At 34.7% G+C, this 24549-nt stretch carries 25 protein-coding genes; 5 read left to right on the top strand and 20 right to left on the bottom strand.

The window, feature by feature from the left end:
• Positions 1-103 precede the first annotated feature (103 nt).
• From B0A67_RS00585 to B0A67_RS00605, 5 genes are all read right to left on the bottom strand, one after another.
• Positions 104-457: an MmcQ/YjbR family DNA-binding protein gene (locus tag B0A67_RS00585; protein WP_072953552.1), complete on the bottom strand. Its 354-nt coding sequence runs from the start codon at positions 455-457 to the stop codon at positions 104-106.
• A gap of 898 nt (positions 458-1355) precedes the next feature.
• Positions 1356-1808: an Lrp/AsnC family transcriptional regulator gene (locus tag B0A67_RS00590; protein ID WP_035644147.1), complete on the bottom strand. Its 453-nt coding sequence runs from the start codon at positions 1806-1808 to the stop codon at positions 1356-1358.
• Between the two features lie 225 nt (positions 1809-2033).
• The gene (locus tag B0A67_RS00595; RefSeq protein ID WP_072953554.1) at positions 2034-3026 is read right to left on the bottom strand and encodes a bile acid:sodium symporter family protein; all 993 of its coding nucleotides are present in this window, start codon (positions 3024-3026) and stop codon (positions 2034-2036) included.
• Between the two features lie 57 nt (positions 3027-3083).
• Positions 3084-4115 carry a methionine synthase gene (locus B0A67_RS00600; protein WP_072953556.1) on the bottom strand — a complete coding sequence of 344 codons (1032 nt, stop codon included), beginning with the start codon at positions 4113-4115 and terminating at the stop codon, positions 3084-3086.
• A gap of 30 nt (positions 4116-4145) precedes the next feature.
• Entirely contained in the window at positions 4146-5198 is a 1053-nt protein-coding gene (locus tag B0A67_RS00605; protein ID WP_207557285.1) for a DUF1852 domain-containing protein, read from the bottom strand.
• A 267-nt stretch (positions 5199-5465) separates the two neighbouring features.
• Between B0A67_RS00605 and B0A67_RS00610 the strand changes: the two genes are divergently transcribed.
• Positions 5466-6095, top strand: a complete 630-nt coding sequence (locus B0A67_RS00610) for a nitroreductase family protein (protein ID WP_072953558.1) — start codon at positions 5466-5468, stop codon at positions 6093-6095.
• A 272-nt stretch (positions 6096-6367) separates the two neighbouring features.
• On the opposite strand, the gene B0A67_RS00615 is transcribed toward B0A67_RS00610, so the two are convergent.
• From B0A67_RS00615 to B0A67_RS00630, 4 genes are all read right to left on the bottom strand, one after another.
• Positions 6368-7486 (bottom strand): serine hydrolase domain-containing protein, encoded by a 1119-nt coding sequence (locus B0A67_RS00615; RefSeq protein WP_072953560.1) that lies wholly within the window; start codon positions 7484-7486, stop codon positions 6368-6370.
• 571 nt (positions 7487-8057) lie between these two features.
• A complete protein-coding gene (locus B0A67_RS00620) occupies positions 8058-8852 on the bottom strand; it encodes a trypsin-like serine protease (RefSeq protein WP_072953562.1) in 795 nt (264 codons plus the stop codon).
• Positions 8853-9235: 383 nt separating this feature from the next.
• The gene (locus B0A67_RS00625) at positions 9236-9661 is read right to left on the bottom strand and encodes a DUF2141 domain-containing protein (protein ID WP_084074397.1); all 426 of its coding nucleotides are present in this window, start codon (positions 9659-9661) and stop codon (positions 9236-9238) included.
• Between the two features lie 19 nt (positions 9662-9680).
• Entirely contained in the window at positions 9681-10739 is a 1059-nt protein-coding gene (locus B0A67_RS00630; protein WP_072953564.1) for an NAD-dependent epimerase/dehydratase family protein, read from the bottom strand.
• A gap of 215 nt (positions 10740-10954) precedes the next feature.
• Here B0A67_RS00630 and B0A67_RS00635 point away from each other — a divergent pair, with 215 nt between their 5' ends.
• Positions 10955-11503, top strand: a complete 549-nt coding sequence (locus tag B0A67_RS00635) for a TetR/AcrR family transcriptional regulator (RefSeq protein ID WP_072953566.1) — start codon at positions 10955-10957, stop codon at positions 11501-11503.
• Between the two features lie 151 nt (positions 11504-11654).
• On the opposite strand, the gene B0A67_RS00640 is transcribed toward B0A67_RS00635, so the two are convergent.
• The 11 genes from B0A67_RS00640 to B0A67_RS00690 all read right to left on the bottom strand — a co-directional run bounded on the left by B0A67_RS00640 (position 11655) and on the right by B0A67_RS00690 (position 21213).
• Complete coding sequence (locus tag B0A67_RS00640) at positions 11655-12632, bottom strand: serine hydrolase domain-containing protein (RefSeq protein WP_207557286.1); 978 nt, start codon at positions 12630-12632, stop codon at positions 11655-11657.
• 477 nt (positions 12633-13109) lie between these two features.
• Positions 13110-13547 carry a hypothetical protein gene (locus tag B0A67_RS00645; RefSeq protein WP_072953571.1) on the bottom strand — a complete coding sequence of 146 codons (438 nt, stop codon included), beginning with the start codon at positions 13545-13547 and terminating at the stop codon, positions 13110-13112.
• Between the two features lie 298 nt (positions 13548-13845).
• Entirely contained in the window at positions 13846-14427 is a 582-nt protein-coding gene (locus B0A67_RS00650; RefSeq protein ID WP_072953573.1) for a DUF4833 domain-containing protein, read from the bottom strand.
• Between the two features lie 194 nt (positions 14428-14621).
• Entirely contained in the window at positions 14622-15053 is a 432-nt protein-coding gene (locus tag B0A67_RS00655) for a GtrA family protein (protein ID WP_072953575.1), read from the bottom strand.
• 1 nt (position 15054) lies between these two features.
• Positions 15055-15741, bottom strand: coding sequence for a CDP-alcohol phosphatidyltransferase family protein (locus B0A67_RS00660; RefSeq protein WP_072953577.1), 687 nt, complete (start codon positions 15739-15741; stop codon positions 15055-15057).
• A gap of 153 nt (positions 15742-15894) precedes the next feature.
• Positions 15895-16701: a phytanoyl-CoA dioxygenase family protein gene (locus B0A67_RS00665; RefSeq protein ID WP_072953579.1), complete on the bottom strand. Its 807-nt coding sequence runs from the start codon at positions 16699-16701 to the stop codon at positions 15895-15897.
• A 231-nt stretch (positions 16702-16932) separates the two neighbouring features.
• Entirely contained in the window at positions 16933-17721 is a 789-nt protein-coding gene (locus B0A67_RS00670) for an SDR family NAD(P)-dependent oxidoreductase (protein WP_072953581.1), read from the bottom strand.
• Between the two features lie 175 nt (positions 17722-17896).
• Entirely contained in the window at positions 17897-18289 is a 393-nt protein-coding gene (locus tag B0A67_RS00675) for a putative quinol monooxygenase (protein ID WP_317044060.1), read from the bottom strand.
• 228 nt (positions 18290-18517) lie between these two features.
• Entirely contained in the window at positions 18518-19561 is a 1044-nt protein-coding gene (locus tag B0A67_RS00680) for an alpha/beta hydrolase (RefSeq protein WP_072954212.1), read from the bottom strand.
• A gap of 91 nt (positions 19562-19652) precedes the next feature.
• Complete coding sequence (locus B0A67_RS00685) at positions 19653-20249, bottom strand: DapH/DapD/GlmU-related protein (RefSeq protein WP_072953585.1); 597 nt, start codon at positions 20247-20249, stop codon at positions 19653-19655.
• 85 nt (positions 20250-20334) lie between these two features.
• Entirely contained in the window at positions 20335-21213 is an 879-nt protein-coding gene (locus B0A67_RS00690) for a helix-turn-helix domain-containing protein (protein WP_072953587.1), read from the bottom strand.
• 182 nt (positions 21214-21395) lie between these two features.
• On the opposite strand from B0A67_RS00690, the gene B0A67_RS00695 reads away from it, so the two are divergent.
• From B0A67_RS00695 to B0A67_RS00705, 3 genes are read left to right on the top strand one after another with little or no spacing between them, the layout of a single operon-like run.
• Positions 21396-22013 (top strand): TetR/AcrR family transcriptional regulator, encoded by a 618-nt coding sequence (locus tag B0A67_RS00695; protein ID WP_072953589.1) that lies wholly within the window; start codon positions 21396-21398, stop codon positions 22011-22013.
• A 57-nt stretch (positions 22014-22070) separates the two neighbouring features.
• Positions 22071-23405 (top strand): TolC family protein, encoded by a 1335-nt coding sequence (locus B0A67_RS00700; RefSeq protein WP_072953591.1) that lies wholly within the window; start codon positions 22071-22073, stop codon positions 23403-23405.
• A gap of 16 nt (positions 23406-23421) precedes the next feature.
• Positions 23422-24543 (top strand): efflux RND transporter periplasmic adaptor subunit, encoded by a 1122-nt coding sequence (locus B0A67_RS00705; RefSeq protein WP_072953593.1) that lies wholly within the window; start codon positions 23422-23424, stop codon positions 24541-24543.
• Positions 24544-24549 lie beyond the last annotated feature (6 nt).

Below are 24549 nucleotides of genomic sequence, written 5' to 3' on the forward strand. Positions count from 1 at the left end.
AAATTACTTCAAAACTCGAATAAAAAGATTTCATAGATCTGTTTTTTATACAATAAATTGAAAAAATACCGATACTAATGGGACTGACGTGGTAATGAAAATGTTACCGATCTTTCTTAGCTATTGATTTTGCAACCAAATCATAAGAGTTTTTAACCATTAACTTTATTTCATTATCTGAAATATCCTCATTAAACTTAACACTGACCCAATACTTATGGCTCAGATTGAACGGTTTACTAATGGCAGTGTAGTTTTCCTTTAATTCTTCAATTTTCGAACTATCACATTTGATCGTGATACTATCAAATGAATCAATATCTAAAAGACAGAAAATTTTGTTTTTTACATAGAATACAAGAATGGATTTTGAATTCCTAAAAAATCCTGCAAAGGGCATTTTTTCGGATGTCTGTTCAAACGATAGACAATAGTCACGAAATTGTTCAATATTCATCTTAATTTACTATTTTAACTCTATAATAGAATACTTGTGTTTAATATAATTCCTAAGCTATTTCTGCAAAGTCATAAATGAAATCTGTACTATGATCACTATACAATTTCTTTCTCAGGATCAAATACAATAACCATCGGACGCATAAACGCCTAGTGGGAGTGCATTATTTTCCAATTATTTTGCGAAGTTAGTTGAAAAACCTCAGTCGAATTCCATTTGTTTATATCATATTATAATCTGAAACAGATTAGTTTAAATTGGAACGAAAAATTCAAATTATCAATTTCAAATTCTGTAGAAAATTACAATGTAGATCATATAAATAATACTAGAGGCTTTGTGGCAAAATTTTTGAAAAAAGAAATCAATTGAGAAATAAGGTTTGCTGAATTAAGGTTCGAATCTGCATATCTTATATAAAAAATACTAGATGCAAATTCACATCCATCCCCAACAGGACATCCAAACCAAATTCATAGAGACAATGAAAGAAAGATAGACACTAAATATAATAAGCCAATCTCTTCAAATCTTCCATAAAATTTATAGAAATTTGTCCCGTAGAGGTCACTTAAGGAGACAACTATATCATAGTTGTCTCTTTTTTTATACACAAATATGCAGATTTTTCAAGCCTTGACAACCTAAAATTTATTGTTAGATTTTTTCAAAAGGAATTCTTAGTCTATTTGATAAACAGTCTTAAAGTGACTTCATTAAAGATTTAACCGAAGCTAAACGATGATTCGAAGTCCCGTTAAGGATATAGAGTTTTTTTTATCTTTTGGCTTACGCAGTTTTTCGATGTTAAATATAAAATAATTCCAAAATGGACTTAATACATTTTCTGTCACAAAAGCTAAGGCGAATTTCAAATAAATAAACCATCGCGGAACTATCCGTAGAGATTTTTTATCTCTGACATAACAAAGGTACTTTGAGTACTCCCTATACTTTCAACTGATCCCAATTTATTAAACACAAAATCCTGATAATGCTTCATGTCTTTAGCAGAAACTTTCATTAAAAAATCGTAATCACCAGAGATATTGTAACATTCTACAACTTCTTCTATTTTCATAATATCACTAACAAACTGATTGCCAATATTGCGATCGTGCTGTTTAAGTTTGATATTACAGAAAACAATAAACCCTCTGTTTAGTTTTTCTGCATCTAACAAGGCTATATATTTTTTAATATAACCATTGTTTTCCAATCTTTTAATTCGCTCAAAAACAGGCGATGCAGAAAGATTTACCATCTTAGCAAGCTCTTTTACAGTGTATTTAGAATTATCGTGAAGTATATTTAATAATTGAAGATCAATATCGTCTATCTGCTCCATAGAATATTACTTTAACAGGTTTAATTTATTTTTAAATCAGAATAAAATTCTTCAAATATAACCAAAAACAATACAAAAATCTTATTTTGTACAAGTTAAAAAAATAACATACTGCAGCGTTGATCTTCACAGTATAAAAATCTAAAAGGCATTATTTTATAGCAGAACGCTTTATCCTTGGTGCCCTTTATCGAAAAAAGATAAAGGGCCACCTCATAAATAAAATTATACTTCTTTTCGTCGAGCCATACCCTGAGCAATGATACTGGCAGCAATCAATTGCAAGGCATGATAAAGCATGAGCGGCAGCAATACGATGCCGGTGATGGTACTGTGCTGAAAAAGTACTTTTGACATAACGGTGCCATGTACCAATGACTTTTTAGACCCGCAGAATAAGACAGTAATGCGGTCTTCATCTGAAAAACCAAGCAGGCGGCTGAGTAGTCCGACACAAAAGAATACGGCAAAAAACAACGCCATCATCCCTGCAGCGAGTCCGGCAAGTTCAAGAGCGGTGAAGCCTTCAAAAAGATGTTCGGAAAATGACTTGCAAAATGACGTGTAAATAATCGTTAGAATAACTGCCTGATCAAAATATTTGAGCTGTTTCTTGTATTTTTCGGCAATGGCGCCGAAACGGGAATTGAGACTTATGCCAATGATTACAGGCAGTAAGACTTGCAGAATCAACTTTAAGCCGATTTGAGTGACATCAAAATCGCCTGTTGCAGAAGCTATAAACAGCCCAACCCAGAGCGGCGTAACCACTACTCCGATCAAACTAGAAATGCTCGCATTGAAAATGGCTGCAGGAATGTTTCCCTTAGCGATGGAAACCATGACCACCGAAGATGAAACTGTGGACGGTAATGCTGCCAGAAAAAATACACCCAGCCAAAGCAACTCGAAGCCGTTATTGACAAACAACGGTCGAAATGCCAAAACAATGAGCGGAAAAAATAAAAAGGTTGTCAACTGGACGACAATGTGCATTTTCCAATTGAAAAGTCCGGCTTTTAGTTTCTCAACACTTAGCCGTAAGCCATAAAACAAGAAAATCAACGAAACGCCTGCATTGGCAATCTCCTCCAGCGAAACAGGTTCTTTGACCATACCTGGCTTTGGCAAAAAATAAGCCATCAGAATCATGGTGGCTATCATTAACAGGAAACCGTCGAAACCTGCTTTTTTTAATACTTCTAATAATTTCTTCAATGTGTTTTAAATATATTGCTCCGTGGAGGCACGGACTCCATTATTACTGTATTGGGACTAAATCCCAAGTTCTTTGCGTATAATTGCTGCTCCTGCGCTTAAAGCACTTAACTTGCCTCTGGCTACATCTCTAGATAACGGTGCCATACCGCAGTTTGTAGAAGGGTAAAGATTTTCGGCATCTACAAACTCAAGAGCTTTACGCAGGGTAGCAGCGACTTCTTCTGGTGTTTCGATAGTGTTTGTTGCCACATCAATGGCACCTACCATTACTTTTTTACCGCGAACAAGTTCCATTAAATTTAAAGGCACATTAGAGTTATGACATTCTAAAGACACCACATCAATTTTAGATTTTTGAATTTTCGGAAAAATTTCTTCATATTGTCGCCACTCTGAACCTAATGTCTTTTTCCAATCAGTATTTGCCTGTATTCCATAACCATAGCAAATATGAACCGCAGTTTGACAATGTAAACCCTCAATGGCTCTTTCTAATGCTGCCATTCCCCAATCGTTTACTTCATCAAAGAACACATTAAATGCAGGTTCATCAAACTGGATAATATCTACCCCTGCGTCCTGAAGTTCTCTTGCTTCTTCATTGAGTGCTATCGCAAATTCCCACGCCAATTTTTCACGGCTTTTATAATGGTCGTCGTACAAGGTATCTACCATTGTCAGCGGGCCTGGCAATGCCCATTTTATAGGCTTATTAGTCTGTTTACGTAAAAATTTAGCATCTTCAACAAAAACTGCTTTTTGACGTGCAACCTCACCTACCACCACTGGAACACTCGCGTCATAACGGTTACGGATTTTTACTGTTTTACGATTTTCAAAATCCACACCGCTTAAATGCTCGATAAAAGTCGTTACAAAATGCTGGCGTGTCTGCTCGCCGTCACAAATTATATCCAGATCTGCCAATTGCTGTTCCTGCAGGGAAATGCGTAAAGCATCTTGTTTCCCTTCAAGTAGCTGATCCCCTTCTAATTTCCATGGTGACCAAAGTTTTTCGGGTGGTGCAAGCCAGGCAGGTTTGGGTAAACTTCCAACAATAGAGGTGGGTAATAATAATTTCTTCATAATAGTATAATTTTAATGCGTTGTAATCAATTAAAGGGTAAAATTAGCAGACCATTGTTCCAGGAGACTTTTGTAAGGCTTAATAAAATGCTCTTCTGCATATTTACCCTGTTCAACAGCCAGTCGGCTGCGCTCTTCGCGGTCATAAGCCACGCGAGTCAGTGAATAATCTTCGTGTTTAATACTAGGTTGATAGATTTTACCAGCCACTGAATTTGCATTGTAAATTTCAGGGCGATAAATCTTCTGGAAAGTCTCCATTGTGCTTATTGAGCTGATTAGTCCAAGATCAGTATAGTCAGCAAGCAGATCTCCGGAATGATAAAAAGCCATCGGTGCCACACTATTCGGAGGCATGAAAAAACGAACTTTTAAGCCCATTTTAGAGAAATATTCATCAGTGATAGAATACTGATCCTGCAGATACTCAAAACCCAGAACCGGATGCTGATACTCAGTGCGGGTGTAAGTTTTGTTGCTCGATACACTTAGGCAAATAATCGGTGACATCTTAAAGTGTTCTTTATAAGTGGCTGAATTGACAAAACACTTATAAAGTTTTCCGTGCAAATCACCAAAATTTTCAGGAATACAAAAATTAGATTTATTTTTATTGTGCCCGATCAATAAAATACTGAAATCATAATCACGAACATAAGATGAAAAATTATTACCGGCAATACCTTCGATACGCTGGCTAGTCTTGTGGTCAAAAATATTCGTTTTTAAAACTTCAATCAACGGCAGATTGTTAACACCATTCTTATCATCAATACTCATCGTTACTGTGATGATTTCAAGTTCTACAAGGTAGCGATCCCCTTTTGGGTTATCTAAATGAGCCAATGCATTGAATCGATTGTTAATCATATTTAATGCATTACGTAAGTTTTGTTGACGATTAGATCCTCTGGCCAAATTCGCAAAATTGGTTGTCAAACGCGTTTCACTTGAGGGGTGATAGTTTTCATCTAAACAAGTGCTCTTTAGTGTGAATGCAAAATCATTCTGGATTGTATTCTGGGTGTTTACACTATTCTGCTTTTCGTTTATTCCCCTATCTTCTTGTATGTTTGCTTTCATCTGATGATAATGTTTAGTTTTTTTACCCTGCAAATTTGAATATAAAAGATTAAATATTTTTATTTATACATAAATTCAGTTAATTATTCTTTTTGCGTATATTTTTAAAGATTATTAATCTATAAACAAATATAATAATGGATGAAAACAGATAAATATTCTTTAATGACCTAAGATGATTGATTTGGAGTTTCCCAGAGCATTTTAAAAACTCGAAAAAGAAAACAATATCATTTATATTTGCCAAAAATTAAGATAGACATAGCAATGAATTTGATAGAAAATTTAAAATGGCGCTACGCCACAAAAGCTTACAATAACACTAAAGTAACAGAAGAGAAGGTCGATCAGATCTTAGAAGCAATAAATCTTTCAGCATCTTCTTGCGGTCTGCAAGCTTACCGTATTTTTGTTGTAAGCAACCCGGAAATTCAAAAAAAATTAGGTGCTGATTCGTATAATGGACAGATTAGCTCTTGCTCTCATTTGTTGGTTTTTGCTGCATTCACTGACATGTCTTCGACTTACATTGACGATTACATGGCAATGACAGAAAAACAAAGAGGTCTTGATGTTGGTGCCTTATCAGGATTTAGAAATGGACTGCACTCCTATTTCAGCGCTATCAACGCAGAACAAAAAGCAAATTGGGCGGCCAAACAGGCTTATATTGCACTAGGAACTGCACTTATTGCTGCAGCAGAATTGAAAGTGGACGCCACTCCTATCGAAGGATTTAATGCCGCCACTATCGATGCCGTTTTGGGTTTGAAAGAAAAAGGGCTGCATTCTACAGTTATCCTCGCTTTAGGATATCGGGATTCGGAAAAAGACTATATGGCAACTACGAAAAAAGTTCGTTTGCCTTTAGATGAAATGATAACGAAAGTTTATTAATATTATAATAATCGATATATTTTAACATGTTTTAACATTTAAACTTGACAGGGCATACAAACCATTTACATATAAAAAATTAAGACAATTATCTTACAAATCAACTTAAAAGTAAGCCAGTTTCTTCAAATCCTCCATAAAATTTATAGAAATTTGTCTTGTTGCTGTAACAAAACTAAAATCACATTTCTTACGAAATGGGATTTTTTTATTTTTAAAATACAGGGTTTTAATTCAAAAAATGGTTTTATCTATAAGGTTTAAATTAGTTTTTACTCAAGCAATATACCTATAATTTGCTCCCACAATACCAGTAACTGTTCCTCTTTTATAGTATCGGTAAGCGTTCCCGCGTTTGTACACAGGACGACGCTGGTATTTTTAGAAGGAAAATAAAAAGCATAGGCACCGGCACCGGCTCCACTACCCTCGTGGCCGATTGCCTGCAGGCCACCATTGGATTTATAAAAATGCAGCCCTAAGCCATATATGGGTGTACCCTGATAATTAACGGCAGCCTTCATTTCTTCCAGCGATATGGGTGACAGGACCGTTTTGTCATGGAGCAGCTTGTAGTAAAACCCAGCGATATCCTGAACAGAAGCAACAATACCGTCATCACCAATGAAGGTAAGTACTGTACCAAACTGCAATTCGCTCACATCGGTAAAAGCGCCATCTATTTCTAGATAGTTAGCCGTTGTGCCTTGTGGAGCAGCAGTGTTTGCCGAGCCCGCTATATAATAGGTGTTGGAAAGTCCAATGGCATTAATTATTTTGTCGGTAATATACCTTCGATGTCCGTTTGGAGTGACACTATCAATAATAATTGCCAGCAAATGATAATTTATATTACAATAACCAAATGACGCGCCGGGTACAAATTTTGCGGGTTGATCATATAGATAGCTCAATACCTGTTCGCTCGTCATAGGCAGTGGCCCTGCAACAAGATCATTTAAAAACGCTTCGCTATCTAAATAATCGGGAAGGCCCGATGTCATATTAAGCAATTGCCTTACCGTAATGATATTTCCGTTTGGCAGCTTATTACAAATATCAGGAAGATAGGTATTTACTTTGGCATCGAGATTGATTTTGCCCTCCTCTTTCAGTTTCAGTACAGCAACTGCCGTAAAGGTTTTTGAAATACTCTGCATATAGTGAAGAGCAGAAGTAGCCATCGGCTTTTCATTAATTACCGCGTTTCCTGCAACTAGGGTATAATTCTCGGAAGCTGTTTTTACACTAAGGCTTAGGCCGGGGAAGTTGGACAAAGCTGCTTCAAGTTTTTGCTGTGCCAGCACTTTTTTATCAGGTGAGGGTTTGGAATCGTCATTGCTACATGAGGTGATAAAAGTAACAACAGCTAGTAATAAAAACTTTTTCATAAAATGTGATCTTAATTATTTGAATGCAAACTTCAGATAAGAAAAACTAGAAAAGGTTTCAAAAGCTTAATACTGTATAAATTGGTACTTATTTACTGGTATTCTTGTATTCATTTGGTATCTGATCATGAACTTTTTTGAAGTATGGAAACCAACATACAACTTACATAATTTACAGTCTATTGAACTATAAGTTACATGAACCCGATAGCGCGGATTTGTAATCCGTGCCCGCAAAATACATTTAACAGATAAAAAAAAACAGTTTCTATTAATATAGGAACGGGCACAAAAAGAATTCCCGTTCTACAAAGTGTTCGAGCTTGCTGTGCGAAGTCTCCCGACTTCATACCCGTTGATAAATTCCGTTCCCATTTATTTTCATTCTTTTTGTGGATTACTGGAGTGGGTAAAAGTATGGAGACTTCCCGCAGTGATCAGTATATTTTATGAATAAAGAACACTTCTCAGAGCTGGGTATAAAATTCCTATAGATTGGAACTGTATTTTCAGGGTTCGATTTACCAAAAACCAGCATCCTCGCTCTAACCGCTTTTACATGATAGGCATATTATTTATCATGCTTTCTATTTTCAATAAAAGTTAATAAATTCGTTACTGAGCAGGGAGAGAAAAACTTCTTATTTGAATCTGGATCAACTGTCCCATTTGAGACAATTCCAACAAGTAAACCATTTTCATCTACTAATGGAGCCCCGCTAAGTCCTCCGAATTTCTCTGGTACAAGAATATCTTTTAATAAAATGCGATTTGCAATTGTTTTATAATATTCAAATTCATATACCCTTTGAGGTCCATTTTCCATCGTTCTGGTCCAGCCCACAACATATAATTTTTCTCCCTGAATTAAAGGAGTATTTCTTATTTCGAGAGGTATAATACTGGAAGAGTTTTGCTTTATGGAAAAGACTAGCCAGTCATTGTCATAAGTTGACTTGTTTTCCAACAACTCAGACTTGTCTTCATTTAATAATTTATCACAAATTACACTTTCAGACTTATTGTTTAATGGGTATAATATCCAATTTTTAATATCACTCTCCAACGACAGGGTTGTCATACTTTCGGGCTTAATAATCTTAAGTATATGTTTTGCTGTTACAGCAAATGTTTCATTGTTATATTTTATAAGAAAGCCACAACTGAATTTTGGCTGATCATATTTCGCATTTATAAATTCTATCCTGTTCACCAGAGCTATTTCCTTAAATACTTTTTTTGAAGAAAACTCCTGTCCGAAACAACCTGTCGTCAACAAAATAGAAATAGCAAAAAAAAAGTTAAATTTCATAATATCACCAAATTTACAGTACACTATAGGCCAATGCAAAAACTTCCCTTTCATTTATGATCAGTTTCAAATATAGTAAAAACAAGTGTGAAAAAAAATGGAAAAAATCTACACTTAATATACACGTTTAAAAAAATAAAGCAGAGAGCTAACGTCTAAATCAAATTCATTAAACTAATGAAAGACAGACACTAAATTCATCCATAAAAAATGTTAAAATTTGTCCCGTTGGGGTCACAACAGCCAAATGGCGTCAATTGAAGACAATTGACGCCATTTTTATACCTAATCACATAACTAAAATTTACGTTTATGCGATGGGGCTCCCCCTTTCCAATTCCTAACAGAAAATTTAAACCCTGCCTGTACAGCTATTAATGTCGTTATGAGCAGCAGGGTATAATAATAAGTAATTCCCATAACTGAGCAAGAGTCTTCTATTTGCCAATCAATACAATACTGGTTTTAGCATACTGGTTAATTGCAATTTTCACTTCATCAAAATTAGGTGCTGAGAGTTTTGGTCTGTAATTTTTAGAAAATCCAAATCCTTCTGTTGGATAACCAATCATATTTCGATCACATTTTCCGTTATTATTCAGGTCTTGATAAACAGCAATAGCATAATCGCCATCCGGTAGGTTTTTGAACGTGTAGACCACTTTATTTTCTGAAGCTTTTACTTTTCCGGTGGCAATCTGTGACTCATTATCAAGAAAGCCTTTCTCTTTATCGTACAATCCAAAAAAAACAGATCCTTTGCCGGGTTCTACGCCCGATACTTCAACGCTGAAATTATGTTGTGCAAACAGTGCTGAATTAACTGTTACAAGTACTATCAAGCTTATCATTTTAATTTTCATAAGTAATTTTTTTTAGGATTTATAATAGAACCTTTTCCAGCTTCTCTTTCTCTAATTGGTTAAAAAAGTGATTCATTTTTTTTACATTCCCTTTTTTAAACGCCTGGTAGGGTTCTGATTGTGAGAGCAGCCATTTTTTTATAATACTTTTAAAAATGAAGGTGATTTTTTTTTGGAGAGGATGAATGTTCTGGCGGACCATCTCGAAATAATCGTTCAAATTTTGCTGTCTAAAACCCAGAATATTATCTAAATCTTCACCATCTTTTAAAATCCCGCAGTGAAAATTTTTCTCTGCAAACGCCTTTTGTGGAAAATCAGCTTTGCCTAAGCCAAATTCAGCAAACATTTTGTCAAGAAAAGATCCGTAAGTAATAACACAATCCTCTCCCCCTCCCAAGTTGAATATTTGCTTCTCTAGTTTTTTTTGGTTTTCAATTGCTTTAGCAAAAGCTCTACCCGTATCTTTTGGAGTGCAGATTTCCATTGGTGTATTCAGCGGCATATGAAACATCAATTTGGATATCTTATGGTTACCCATAATTGCAGCCAGACGAAAAATACTCCATGATAGTTTGGATTTCCCAATCAACGCCTCACATAACACCTTTGTTTCTCCATACTGATCACCGGGACTGGGCTGCAAAGTATCAGTGATACTTATCTGGGGATTCTTTATCCGGTCACCATAAACTGAAATACTGGAACTAAAAATCAAATAACAATCCGGTGAATTCTGCTCTAAAGCATAAATGAGATTTTCGGTCCCTCTCACATTCACACTGTAAGCCATCTCCGGATCTATATCTGCAAGAGGTGGAATAACCGCTGCCAAATGAATAGCTACATCCTTATTTTGGGCAACTTTTAGCACTTCTTCTCTATTGCTGATGTCGCCATACACAATCTCTGCACGAGATCGAAAGGGAGCGAGTTTTTTTACCGAATTTTGGGTTTTTAAATCAAATACCGTTATTTCATAATCCGTATGCTGAACCAGATGCTGCAAGGTTTCAAATCCTACAGTTCCAGATGCACCGGTCAGCAGTATTTTTTTTCGTGATATCTTATTTTCCATTTTTTTAATTTAACATTTGTCCTTTTCAATCCGCTTAAATTTTGATCAAAAAGCTATATTTGTTATACAATATGTTCAATATGTAACTTTGTGTTCTCTTTGATTACTACGTAAAACTATTACAGAAGAATGTATTTGCTGTTTCAAAAAAGGACGCTACTGTACATTAGCGAACAAAGACTAATGCTTTTGTAGCGTATATAAAATAATTTGTGATGGATTTAAGAAAAGACAGAAGGGTTCAGTATAGTAAAAAAATATTGCGTGAGGCATTATTTATTTTACTGAACGAGAATGAATTAAGCGAAATCACCATAACCGAACTGTGCAAAACAGCCGATGTTAACCGCAATACATTTTATCGGCATTATAATATTCCGCTGGATATACTGCTTGAAATAGAAGATGATGTTTTTGAAAAACTCTCAGCAGTTTTGCGTAAAAGCACCAATATGGATGATGTGATACTGCTCAGCTGCCAGTTACTGGAAAGCGATAAGCAGATGAGTAAAATTGTGTTTACCAAAGCGGATGGAAGCGGAATTCTGTCGCGAATCCTGAGAAGTGTCCGGAGTAATTTTCCAGTTGAAAATCAAATAGAACTTACTGCCGAAGCAAAGCCTTTTGCTGAAATGGCATACCAATTTGGCGAAAAAGGAAGTATTGCTGTCATCAAAAACTGGATCGAAAATGATTTCTCTATTCCTGCTGAAAGTATTGCACAAATGATAAGTTATCTGGTAAATAAACTCAATAAAATATAGCAATTTTTATAAGCCATCAATTCCTAATCGAATCTCAAATAAACAAGTATCATCGATTTTAAAAACGAATTGGTTGATCTTCCTTTAAAGAATAACTGAAGTTACTAACCTGGAATGGAAGCTTTTTTGCTACATTTGGGTTAACAATAAATTAAAGGATTGTTTTGCCAATTCTAAAAGCATAATCACCCAAATCCGTCAGGTTTGTATTTGATAGTATAATAATACTCAAATCCTTATTTAAATAGTGAAACCAAACAGCATTTGCACCTGCGATTCTTCCATAACGCTCCATTCTTTTATATTTTTCAGCACCCCTTATCCATACGCTATAGCCATAATCATCTAGCCCAGGTGTTAAAAGCTCGTCCAGGGTTTCCTTTTTTAGCAGTTTAAAATCAAACAATGCATTATTAAATTTTATAAGATCAGATGTTGTGGAATACATTGCGCCGGCAGCAGAAAAATCTTCTACATAGATTGGTATGTTTGGAATTAAGTGATCAAGACTTTTATCTTTATAATATGGCGTTGCCAGGCCTTTAATTAATTTATAATGCGAAAGCAGGCCTGAATTATGCATCCCTAACGGAACAAGAATTTCCTTGTTTAATATTTCCTCAAATGACTTCTCGTAAATAACTTCTAAAATCCGACCTAAAATCATATACTCTCCATTATTATAATCGAATTTTGTTCCTGGTTCATTAATCAAATCATTTGAACAAAATTTATTTACAATATCTTTTAATGGATAGGGAAAATGATAAAATCCAATGCCATGTTTTAAAAAATTTGCATCTTTGACTGTATCCGTATTTTTCATTCCGGACGTATGATTTAATAACTGGCGAATATTTACTTTATCACCGCCTCTACCTTTGTAATCCGTTAAATAGTCGCGAATTTTACTATTGAGGTTGATTTTTCCTTTCTCAACAAGCTGAAGGATAAGAACAGCTGTAAATGTTTTTGTGATCGAGCAGACCTGATATTTCGTTTCATTAGTGACTTTCGAATTAAATGAACGCTCAGCAACCCCAAAACTTTTGTGATAAATGATTTTATGATTATTCTGAACCAGCACCGTTCCATTAAATTGGTTTTTAACAGCATATTCATCCACCATTTTACTGATATTGCTTTTTTGTGCAAAACAATTGGTGCCTATAAAAAGTATAAAGATTAAATTGAAAACATTTTTCATTATTATTATTATTATTAATTTTATTGAAATTCTTGATGTTTTTTTTGAAAAAATTATCCAAATTAACGTTTAAAACTGCTTTTATATATTGTAATGAAGGACTTTTTTATTACAACCGAAACTAATCGCTCAACTTTACCTGAAAGTAAAAATATTCAATTGTCAAATCAATAAATTGTAAAAATGCGAATGGTATATTTTTTTAAAAAAAACTAGAACAACTTTCTAATGAAGTCAACTTGAGGTTAATCTGTGTACGCAAAGTATATCTAAACAGATCTAAAAAAAGAAAATCTAGTTTTACTACTACCAGGAACAGGTACGGAAAGAATTTATGTGCTATCGCTGCGCATAACTAAGCGATCGGGATGTTCTTATCAGACCACCTCTATTTTATTACTATTTAACATTATCCAGCACATCTACTGGTTTCGGCCCTTGTGGCGTTTGGACCCACTTTGCAAGTCTTACAAAACATTTTATCCCTTTTAGCTCATAGTGGTAATAGGATAATAAAATTTCATTTTTCGTAAGTTTTTCGATTTTAAAAATCCCCTTATCCCATACAAAGGTAGAATCATTTTTTAAAGACCAGGTACCAGCGTCATTTTTCAGATCACCGTCACTATTGGCTATCCTAAACTCTGCATTAGACCTCACAAATCTATCACAGCTTCCATTTTCATTGAACCGAAAACAATTGCCTCCCGTATTATAACAATAATCGTGATGAACCCAGTATTCCTTTTTCCCGGCAATAAATACAGATTTGATTTCCTCTTTTTTACTACATGAGATACTCAATATCAGCACAAGTATTATAATTATTTTTTTCATTAGTTATTTTTTAATGATCAATACATTTTTATAACTTCTCAAATTTTCCCATCGATTACTAACTTCAGCTATAACTATCGTTTTTATTAACTTTCTGTCAAGTATGACAATTTGCAAAATTATAATAAATATAACATAACTATTCCATTTAGCGAATTCAGTTTTTTAATATTAAAAAAAAAAAATTGAGTTTTTGATTCCAGATAAGTATTTTATAACTAATCGGTTAACTGTTCCTAAATTAAAAGTAATAATGCCAGGGCACTTAATAATTTTGACATTTTGATATATAGGCATGTTACTTCAATAACATTCTTTCCGTAATTGTCTTATTTGAAGAAGCATCAATTCCGGTAACTTCGGCATATTTTACATTTGGTAACCAAAAAGAACCGCCTTCAATGCGTACAAATATTTTTTCTACCTGTATTCTTTTTTGATTTACACTTACAAAAACATGATATTTTTGATCTGAACCTATCTTTTTTAAGGTTAAGGGCAACTTTTTATACGATACAAATTGAAACTCAAACTCCTCATTATCTAAGGATTTACTTTCTATTCCGTAAGCAAATTTGCGTTGTATATAACTAAAATCTTTTTTTTCTCCTTTCTCAGCATATCGAACCCAATAGGCTTTTATAGGATTGCTTTTGTCTATTTTCCCATTTTCCTGATAGTTTATAGCATATATAGCAGTGTTTACATTTGGATCTCGCTGAATGTAAAATAACATATTATCTATATTTTTAGGCGTTGGAAAATGTAATGGTGACGGATTTTTGGATTGTGCCATTAGATTGTTAGAAAATATACACAGCAATAAGATCGTTATGACGATTAGTGATTTTGCGAAATATTTAAATGTTAGTTTGTTCATAAACGAAATTTATATGAAGTGTTGGGGACTACTGCTTTAACACATAGAAACATAGATAATTAGGACGTTTAAAAAAGGCGTTTCACTTGTTTAAAACAAACATAGCTATGTGTAAAGAAATTAGTTTCTTTTGTTATATTCTTTTTACGCATCTATAACCTATGTTTCTATGTGTTAAATTTACGTCCAGCGGATTAATTTGATTCGATTACATTCTGTTTTTCATTTACCTTAAAAACCCAATATTTAATCAGTGGGTAATTAAAACCATAAGAAACAAAACTATCCGTGATTAATCTCCCGATTCTGTAATCGATTTGAAATACTTTTTGCAAAATAAGCGTACCGGATGATTTTAAGGAAATGCTTCCCAAAACTACCAGCGCAAATCTTAAAAGCTGACTATTGATGTGACTGCTATAACCGGATTGATTTTTAAATACCCAAAATCTATTGATGCTGAAATTGACAACTGCGCCAACGATTCCGGAGATTAGAATAGAAAAGGCAAAATGCAATTTGAATACTTCTGTTAGTAAAATCATTAAACCATAATCGGTAATACCGCCTAAAAATGCCGCAACTTGTGCTTGTAGAAAAGTAAAAATGGATTTTTTACTGAACATATCAGTCTTGGTTTTTATCTTTGAAATCGCCCAACTTTAAAAGCTTCAAGCTATCTATAATGTTAATTACAAACAAAATAACGGTGATTAAACCGGCCAAATAGGCAATTGATCCCTCAAATAAAACTTCTGTAATTAAAATGAAAGCAATAATAAAACGGAGTTCTGTTGGGCCAACAAAGCCGGAATCTATACTGTATTCATTGGTGATTTTGTAGCGTAACTGACTGATAATGACTGACCATCCATACAATGCGACAAAAGCAAAGGCTACTATTTGTGTATCATTTTGTGCATAAATGTAGTAGCCAAAGCCTATCAGTACAATACCGATCCAATCAGCAATAATATCGAGTGCAAAACCATACCAACGGCGCGGAATATTTCTATAATAAGCCAATCTTCCGTCTAAAGAATCGCCTAACCAATTTATAGCTAAACCAATAATACCTAAAAGCAAATACCAGTTGGCTAAATAAGTACCTAAAACAAAAGCTAAGGAAACCAATCCTGAACCAAATGTACCCAGTAAAGTGAGTAAGTTGGGCGGAATGAATTCAGGCACTTTCGGGAGCAAAAATACAATTGTTGACTGTTCTGCCCTTTTTAAAATATTGGTTCGTTTACGGTCTGAAAATGTTCTTTGTACAATTGTACTATAATCTTCTAGCAGTGTTTCTTTTCCCATTAATAGCGCAGTATTTGCAAGCCTGATAGTATAGCCAATTCTACTTTAATATAATTTAGTTTTACTTTTCTTTGCGTATTTTTAAAAAAATCGGCCGTTCTTTTTAGTTTACCTGATCTGACCAGATAACTAAATGCGATAATAATCAGCATATTATTTAACAATTCCCGCAAAGCGTTGATAGAAAACCGTTGGACTGTTCTCGTTTTTAGGAGCGTATTTTCCTGCTATAATCGGAATATAAATCACCCTCCTTCTACTCTCTTCGCCACGGATAGATGATTCCGCCACTCTGTGCCACAAACGGCCATCGTGAATGGTTAAATCTCCGGCTTCCGGATTGATGGAAACTTCCTGAGCATCAGCTTTATTGTCTAAAAAGTACTTTTTACGAAAAAGCATTTGATAAACACTTTGCTTGTGCGTACCGGGAATGATTTTAAGTCCACCGTTTTCAGGTTGTAAAGTGCTTAAGTGAATACCCACATTGAGCATTGGGTTTAATTTTCCACCATAAAAAATATCTCTCAAGCCATCTGTATGCCAGCCCATTTTGGTAAACTTACTTTCCGGGCCATTAATATAATGATTGAAAACCATTCCGTCTTTTTCTTCCGTACCCAATCTCGAGCCCTCGCCTGCCAATGGTAATAAATTATTGAATCTTGGATCAAGTAAAAGACCGCTTAATGTTTGATGATGTTGATTGATAAAAGCAAAACGTTGTACAATTGGGGAGCCGTCTAAATCTTTTCCGTATTTGATTGGAACGCCGTTTACTTTTTGAAGATCATTGTCGATCCATTTTTGCTCTACTTGTTTTGAAGCATCAATGATGGATGAAACCGTTTCCGGATTTATAAATTTTTTGAAATGGATGAATCCATGTTCGTTAAAAAACGCAATTTGCTCATTAGTTAATTGCTCAGTAAGGGTAAAGGTTTTATAAGAAGATACCATGATAATATAGATTTAATAAATGAAATAATATACTTTGTAATTTTATCTAAAACAGAATAACAACAACAGCAACAACAAAACATTAGCATGTTGGCGTGCATTCGGTTTTCAGATAAATTAAACATATTTTTTCTATTATTTGACATACTCTATAGAATTAGTAGAATTTAATACAAACTTAATATAATTTTTTATTTTACAAAGAATATTTTTTTTATTTTTTTGAAAAAATTAAATTTTATAAATTCCGGCTGCCGTTTTTTCGATAAATGCCTTTGGTAATATACGGTTGGCATAAACCGAAATGATATTGGTAAAACCCGGAATAACTTCTGATTTTTTGCTGAACATGGCTTTTACGGCCATTTTTGCAACTTCATCAGGCTGCATATTAAACTTTTCGGCCATTTTGCTAAAAGCGTTTAAGCCAGCTCTTGCAGCAAAACCAGTATCAACGGGGCCCGGACTAAAACAAGTTACTGAAATTGAAGTTGGGGCAAGTTCGAAACGCAGGGCGCGCGTAAACGATAAAACAAAAGCCTTTGTAGCCGAATAAACAGCCAGCGTAGGTACAGCCTGGTAGGCAGCAGTACTGGATATATTTAGAATGTAAGATTGTTTTTCCCGCGAAAGTATGGGCACTAATAAATGTGAAAGTTCTACCACTACATTCATGTTAAGCTGCATCATACCAAGCTGATCGGTTAAAGAAGACTGACTAAAATCACCCCAGACACCATAACCGGCATTGTTAACTAAAAAGCCAACCGGATAATTATTCATTTTTATCCAATCGGTTACTTTTTGCGATGCGCCAGTTGTCGAAAGATCAATCGATAAAAAAGCAGCATTAATGCCGTATTTAACTTGCAGATCATCAGATAGCGCTTTTAATTCGGTTTCACTTCGTGCAACAAGCAATAGTGGATAACCTTGTTTGGCCAATTCATAAGCAATAGATTTTCCAATGCCTTTGCTGGCTCCGGTTATTAAGGCAAACGGTGTCGTTTTTTCGCTCATTTTATCAATTTAATCATCCAAATATAAAGATTAATTATAAACCGTTGGGTATGCGACATCCATAATGGTTAGCCCTGTCTCCTATTCTCTCGTTGTTTTATTCACGATTTAAAGAAACCTGCAAAATATTAAAAACTGCTACGGCACTATTTTAAAAGCATGCTTATTATAGTATTTATTCAATCATTTTTTTAAACAACATTTTCATAGATTCTGGATCTATTGTATTCATATCTAACAACTTTAATGATTTAACCATTTTAATTGTAGTTGTTTTATATTTTTGAAAATGAGGTGTTTTTAAATGTGATTGATAAGCATTGTTATCGTTATAGATTTCTAATATTCGTATTTGAGTCGAATCAGTTTTTTGATACATCGGAAATATTGCCAGTACACCGGGTTCCAGTTTTACTGACGCTGAAGCCTCCTCTTTTAAAATGGCTTTATATTCGGATAAATGTTCAGGGTGAATTTGAATTTCCGAAATACGAACTATAATATCTTTGTTTGGCCTGACATATCGCTGAAAGTTAAAAACAGTGTTGCCAATAGTAATTGTAAAAATAAACTATTTCGAAAACTGCCCTGAAGATTATGGATTAAATTTTTCATTTACAAGGCTTTAATATAACAATAAAAATTCTTTAAGGTCGAGAGGATAATTTTTCTAAAGATACCAAAATATCACGGTCTTCAAAAACATCAAAACAATTATAATACGGAAAAATAGCAACACCACAAAAACAAGAATGCTCTCTTTTCGAGAGCGTTCTTGTTCATCATTACATCTTTACTATAAATTATCATTAAAGAAACTTCCTAATTTATCAAAAGGAATCACATCTACTTTATCATACAAATCAACGTGAACTGCATTTGGGATAATTATCAATTCTTTTGGTTCATTTGCCGCTTTAAAAATATCTTCACTAAAATATCTTGAGTGCGCATTTTCTCCCGCGATTAAAAGCATTGGACGTGGTGAAATTTCTTTTACATAAGTTAGTATTGGCATATTCATAAACGAGATGGAATTGGTTACCAGCCACGCTCCGTTTGAATTCACAGAATTGACTTGAAAACCACGCGGCGTTCTGTAATAATCAAAATATTCTTTTACAAATTGTGGCTCATTGCCTTTCAATGCTTCCGGTAAATTTCTTGGTCCGGCTGCCGGTTTTCCTTTTTCGGCATCTTTCCAACGCTGCTCACCCAAAGTTTCCAATGTTTTGGTTCTTTGTTCCGGAGTTACAGAATCATTATAGCCTTTTGACATTACTCTGGTCATATCATACAAACTTGTCGTCGCAACGGCTTTTACCCGCTTATCAATAGCAGTTGCATTTAAGGCAAAACCGCCAAAACCACAAATACCGATGATTCCAATTTTATTTCTATCGACTTTTTTTTGTAATCCTAAAAAATCAACCACGGCGCTAAAATCTTCAGTATTGATTTCCGGAGAGGCAAGATTTCGTGGTTCGCCCCCACTTTCTCCTGTATAAGATGGGTCGAAAGCCAAAGCTATAAAACCGCGTTCTGCCATTTGATTGGCATATAATCCGGATGACTGCTGTTTCACTGCTCCAAAGGGTCCGCTGATGGCTAATGCAGACAATTTTTCGTTTCCTGCATTTTTCGGAAGGTATAAATCACCGCTTAAAGTAATGCCGTAGCGATTTTTGAAACTCACTTTTTGACGGGTTACTTTGTCACTAAGCTGAAATGTATAATGTTCTTTTGATGTATTCATTTTTTCTAAATTTGATTGTGCTTTTTGTGAAAATATTTGCCCTGTTATCAGGAATACTAATGCAATTGCGAATGTTTTTTTCATTTTATTTTTTGATTTTATAGTTTTCATAATGATTTGATTTTTAATTATTTTCAAATTTTACGACTTCATTTCAATTTCATAACCATCACTTTTAAGGTTGAATATTTTTAATGAATTTTGCGGGAATTCCGCCAACGACAGTATTATCTGGAACATCTTTAGAGACTACTGCTCCTGCTGCAACAACTGCATTTTCTCCAATTGTTACGCCAGGCAAAATTGTAGCATTGGCACCAATCCATGCATTTTTTTTGATGAGAATTGGTTTACCTGCTAATCCTTTTCTTTCCTGTGGATTTAATGGATGATTTTCGGTAATGAGACTGACTTTCGGGCCAATTAAAACATCGTCCTCAATGGTAATTCCGCCCAATGCCAAAAACGTGCAGTCAAAATTGATGAATACGTTTTTACCAATTGTAATGTGTTTTCCACAATTGATATAGAGAGGTGTAAATACGGCAACATCCTGTAGTTCTTTATCTAAAATCCTGCTTAGTATCTGCGTGATTTCTTCAGGATTTACAGCATTGTTCATCTGAATCAGTAATGCTTTCACTGCAAATGCTTCTTCCCTCAATCTGCCCATTTGCGAATCGTTAGGAAGTATGATTTCACCGGCTAAAAGTCGCTCAAAAATATCTTTTTGAAATGGTGCGGCATCGGAAATAAGGTTTGAATCTGACATACTATTTGAATTAAATAATCAGATACAAAGGTAAGACTGCCTTAAAGCAAGGAAGTAACGATTATCAAACCAAAGATTAAGAAATTCAAACTTCGGACAAACGAAATGCAGAAGGATTAGTGCCGGTATTCTTTTTGAAGAAATTATTGAAGTAAGTGGGATAATCAAACCCAAGTGCGTAACCAATTTCAGAAACACTCCAATCAGTATGTTGTAAGAGCGCTTTGGCTTCTGTTATAATTCGCTCAGTAATATGGGTTGTTGTCGATTTTCCGGTAACTTCTTTTATGGCTCGATTCAAGTAATTGACATGCACATTCAAATGTTGTGCGTAATGTTGCGCTGTTCTCAATTGAAGTGGACTGGAAGTAGTTTCAATTGGAAACTGTCTTTCTAGTAATTCCAAAAACACAGATGACAATCTGGAAGATGCATTGCTATTTTGTTCGAAATTTTCAGCAGGTTCCATCTTTAAAGATTCATGTATAATAAGACTGATATAATTGCGAATCAGCTCATCTTTAAAAACATAATCACTTTTTTGTTCTTCAATCATTTTCTGAAAAATAGTATTGAGAAAACCTCTTTGTTCTTCGGTAATTTTTAAAACGGGTGTTCCGCCAATTTTAAAAAAAGAAGATTGCTGCAGGCTTTCAGAACGTTCGGAGTTTTTAAAAAACTCTTCTGAAAATAAAATCGTATAACCAATATAAGTGGTAGAAATGGTTTCCCAGGAATATGGAATGTGCGGATTTCCAAAAAAGAGAATCGTACCTTCCTGCTCATAGGTTTTATCAGAATAATGAATCTTGCTTTTCCCGGTAGTCAGACAGATTTTATAAAATTCTTTTCTGCTGTACATTCTGGTTTCGGCACCGTCATCTTCTATCTGAAATGCTTTAAACCCCTGCAGTTTCAGTTCGTTATTAAACTTGGACACTTCTCTTATTACCTTCTCTTTCATTTTACAAAGTTAAGAAATTCAAACTTGTTCAAAACATTATAATCTTAATTCTTATTCTTTTTGAAAGCAAATAATTAAATTATTTAGAAGAAAACGAGAAACAAAAAGGATCAAAAGTAAGCTAATTTAAAATTATCATTAAAAAATGAACACTGTTCAAAAAATATACATACCTTTGCGGCATGAGTACAGCAGAAAGAAAAGCACGTGAAAAAGAAGCCTTAAAAATGCTGATCCTGAAAGGAGCTAAAAAACTCTTTTTAGAGAGAGGTATTGAACAGACTACGATTCGAAATATCGCTGATGAGATTGACTACAGCGTTGGAACTGTGTATGTTTACTTTAAAGATAAAAATGCTATTCTTCATGACCTGCACTCTATTGGTTTTCAGGAGCTAGGCGGGTATTTCACCGAATTGTTCGCTATTAAAGATCCAATGGAACGCCTTCGAAAAATGGGGTTTACCTATTTGAAATTTGCCATGGAAAATTCCGAAATGTATGATCTCATGTTCATCGTTAAAGCACCGATGGAATTTATTGAAAGTACTGAAAAAGAAGCATGGAATGAAGGAGCTGACACTTTTGGCGCTCTAAAGAAAACCGTGAAAGAATGTATGGACAACGGGCATTTTGAAGGACATTCATTAGAAGCATTATCCTTTATGATTTGGAGTTTAGTACACGGAATGTGCTGTCTGGAAATACGCCAGAGAACAAAAGGGGTGAAATTTTCTAACCCGGATACTATCCTCTCTGATGGATACAATGAATATTTAAAAATAATAAAGAAACTTTAAACCTTTTTTTGATCAAAAAAATGAACAACGTTCAATTTAAAAACAATGTACAATAAAATGAAAAAAGCAATTACATTAACCATTCTTTGTTTTGGATTTATAGGATATTCCCAAAGCAAACTCGATAATTACATCCAGACTGGATTAAAAAGCAACGAGGTAATCAAACAGCATAATTTTGATATTAATAAAAGTCTGTACGCCCTGCAGGAAGCCCGTTCCCTGTTCTACCCTACTGTTTCGTTGAATGCCAATTATACTAAGGCCGATGGCGGAAGAACAATTGATATCCCGATTGGGGATATACTGAATCCTGTATACAGCACACTCAATCAGATAACCAATTCAAATGCTTTCCCTTCTCTGCAGAACCAGTCAGTTTTGATTAATCCGGATAATTTTTATGATGCTAAAATTCACACCACAATGCCGTTGCTGAACTATGAAATTATTTATAACAAGAGAATCAAAAGCCAGCAGACTTCTTTACAGAAAATAGAGCTTGAAATCTACCAAAGGGAACTGGTTAAAGAAATAAAAACCGCATACTATAAATACCTGCAGTCCATTGAAGGAATTAATATTTATCAGGATGCTTTGGCATTGGTAAAAGAAAATCAAAGGGTTAACCAGTCTTTGTTTAAAAATGACAAGATAAACCGTACGGCAGTCCTTAGAAGTGATAATGAAGTAATTCGTATCGGGGCAAATCTGGAAACAGCCAAACAAGTCAGTAATAATGCGAAAACATATTTTAATTTTCTAATTAATCAAAAGCTTGACAGCGAAATTGAGGTTGATTCTGATAAAGAAAGCCTGCCTAGTGCATTGGTACAGGAAAACACCTCAGGCAGAGAAGAACTTTCAAAGCTTACCATGGCAAAAGATATAAATGACAATGTCAGTAAGCTCACCCAATCGTATTGGTACCCAAAATTGAGCGGTTTTGCAGATTTCGGATTTCAGGACTTTGATTTCGAAGTGAATAAACAATCCCGATACTATTTTGCCGGTGCCGCTTTAGAATGGACTATTTTCTCAGGCAACAAAAACAAATACAGGCTCAAGCAGGTTCAGGAAGAAACCAATAAAATAAACTCACAGACTGATAATGTAAAACAGCAGCTGTTGCTTCAGTTTCAGGTTACCCGAAATAATTTAATATCTGCTTTGGAACAATTTAATGCTGATAAAAATCAAAAAGCAGCGGCCAAAAAATATAATGAGGACATAACCAAATTATATAAAGAAGGACAAGCCATCTACATTGAACTTCTGGATGCGCAGAACCAATGGGTAAATGCACAGCTTAATACGAATATATCTCTTTATAATTCCTGGATTGCCTATGCAGAATTAGAAAGAGCCAATGCCACTTTTACTTTAAAATAATCCAAAAACAACACTTATGAAATCGAAGATTAATTCATCCGTTCGCCTTTCAGACGCGGGGCACGAACACAAAAAAAAATATTTTACGCTTGTGAGTAAAAAATCAATAGTAATATGTCTTTTTGCTTTTCCTCTTCTTTATGCTTGTAAAGAAGAAAAGAAAGAGCGTAACCAATTTGAAACTGCAGATATTGTATCCATTAAAACAGCACCGGCCGGATCCTTAGCACTTACCAGTAACATCACTGCTTCCGGTTTAGTCACAACAGAAAACACAGCCAATTACAGCTTTAAAATTGGTGGTATCGTAAAACACATTTATGTCGAAGAAGGGCATTTCTTTAAAAAAGGACAGCTTTTAGCCGCATTGGATGAAACCGAAATCAGTGCGGGTTTGAACCAGACTGATTTAAATGTAAAAAAATACGAGAGGGATTATACCCGAGCCAAAAATCTCTACCAGGACAGCGTATATACTTTAGAACAGCTTCAAAATACAAAAACAGGTCTTGACATTGCCCGAAAACAAAAAGATGCTATTGCTTTTAATGCCCGTTATGCCAAAATATATGCGGCAGCAGATGGTTTTGTATCTCAAAAAATAGCCAATGAAGGCGAAGTTACAGGGCCCGGCTCCCCTATTTTAGCCATAAATGAAACATCCCATAACAATAATTACCTGTTAAAAATTGGACTGACAGATAAAGAATGGGCAACGGTTAAAATTGGCCAGAAAGCATCCGTTACTCTCGATGGTTATCCTGATCAAAACTTTGATGCTGTGGTTTTTAGAAAATCGCAGTCTGCTGATGCGGCCCTGGGTTCTTTTCAGGTGGAATTAAAACTGGACCTGAAAAACAGTAAACCTGCAGTGGGTATGTTTGGCAAAGCCGAAATACGTGCCGATACTGCTCAGGATTTAATCACGATCCCTTACGACGCACTTATTGAAGCAGACGGTAATAAGGCTTTTGTTTTTTTAGTTGAAAATAACAAAGTGAGAAGACGGCCTGTGACCATTTACAAATTTGAAAACAAAATTGTGTACATCAAAGACGGACTTGAGAAAACAGATCAGATAGTGATCTCAAACAGCGCTTATCTGAACGAAGAATCAAAGATTAAGATCATTAAATAATACGCA

Origin of the sequence: Flavobacterium aquidurense, from assembly GCF_002217195.1 — a bacterium.
GTDB lineage: Bacteria > Bacteroidota > Bacteroidia > Flavobacteriales > Flavobacteriaceae > Flavobacterium > Flavobacterium frigidimaris.

Bases quoted from the DNA above. Each gene is read 5' to 3' on its own strand.
- B0A67_RS00585 (WP_072953552.1), bottom strand. From the start codon at position 457: ATGAATATTGAACAATTTCGTGACTATTGTCTATCGTTTGAACAGACA.
- B0A67_RS00590 (WP_035644147.1), bottom strand. From the start codon at position 1,808: ATGGAGCAGATAGACGATATTGATCTTCAATTATTAAATATACTTCAC.
- B0A67_RS00600 (WP_072953556.1), bottom strand. From the start codon at position 4,115: ATGAAGAAATTATTATTACCCACCTCTATTGTTGGAAGTTTACCCAAA.
- B0A67_RS00605 (WP_207557285.1), bottom strand. From the start codon at position 5,198: ATGAAAGCAAACATACAAGAAGATAGGGGAATAAACGAAAAGCAGAAT.
- B0A67_RS00610 (WP_072953558.1), top strand. From the start codon at position 5,466: ATGAATTTGATAGAAAATTTAAAATGGCGCTACGCCACAAAAGCTTAC.
- B0A67_RS00615 (WP_072953560.1), bottom strand. From the start codon at position 7,486: ATGAAAAAGTTTTTATTACTAGCTGTTGTTACTTTTATCACCTCATGT.
- B0A67_RS00620 (WP_072953562.1), bottom strand. From the start codon at position 8,852: ATGAAAGGGAAGTTTTTGCATTGGCCTATAGTGTACTGTAAATTTGGT.
- B0A67_RS00625 (WP_084074397.1), bottom strand. From the start codon at position 9,661: ATGAAAATTAAAATGATAAGCTTGATAGTACTTGTAACAGTTAATTCA.
- B0A67_RS00630 (WP_072953564.1), bottom strand. From the start codon at position 10,739: ATGGAAAATAAGATATCACGAAAAAAAATACTGCTGACCGGTGCATCT.
- B0A67_RS00635 (WP_072953566.1), top strand. From the start codon at position 10,955: ATGGATTTAAGAAAAGACAGAAGGGTTCAGTATAGTAAAAAAATATTG.
- B0A67_RS00640 (WP_207557286.1), bottom strand. From the start codon at position 12,632: ATGGTGGATGAATATGCTGTTAAAAACCAATTTAATGGAACGGTGCTG.
- B0A67_RS00645 (WP_072953571.1), bottom strand. From the start codon at position 13,547: ATGAAAAAAATAATTATAATACTTGTGCTGATATTGAGTATCTCATGT.
- B0A67_RS00650 (WP_072953573.1), bottom strand. From the start codon at position 14,427: ATGAACAAACTAACATTTAAATATTTCGCAAAATCACTAATCGTCATA.
- B0A67_RS00655 (WP_072953575.1), bottom strand. From the start codon at position 15,053: ATGTTCAGTAAAAAATCCATTTTTACTTTTCTACAAGCACAAGTTGCG.
- B0A67_RS00660 (WP_072953577.1), bottom strand. From the start codon at position 15,741: ATGGGAAAAGAAACACTGCTAGAAGATTATAGTACAATTGTACAAAGA.
- B0A67_RS00665 (WP_072953579.1), bottom strand. From the start codon at position 16,701: ATGGTATCTTCTTATAAAACCTTTACCCTTACTGAGCAATTAACTAAT.
- B0A67_RS00670 (WP_072953581.1), bottom strand. From the start codon at position 17,721: ATGAGCGAAAAAACGACACCGTTTGCCTTAATAACCGGAGCCAGCAAA.
- B0A67_RS00680 (WP_072954212.1), bottom strand. From the start codon at position 19,561: ATGAAAAAAACATTCGCAATTGCATTAGTATTCCTGATAACAGGGCAA.
- B0A67_RS00685 (WP_072953585.1), bottom strand. From the start codon at position 20,249: ATGTCAGATTCAAACCTTATTTCCGATGCCGCACCATTTCAAAAAGAT.
- B0A67_RS00690 (WP_072953587.1), bottom strand. From the start codon at position 21,213: ATGAAAGAGAAGGTAATAAGAGAAGTGTCCAAGTTTAATAACGAACTG.
- B0A67_RS00695 (WP_072953589.1), top strand. From the start codon at position 21,396: ATGAGTACAGCAGAAAGAAAAGCACGTGAAAAAGAAGCCTTAAAAATG.
- B0A67_RS00700 (WP_072953591.1), top strand. From the start codon at position 22,071: ATGAAAAAAGCAATTACATTAACCATTCTTTGTTTTGGATTTATAGGA.
- B0A67_RS00705 (WP_072953593.1), top strand. From the start codon at position 23,422: ATGAAATCGAAGATTAATTCATCCGTTCGCCTTTCAGACGCGGGGCAC.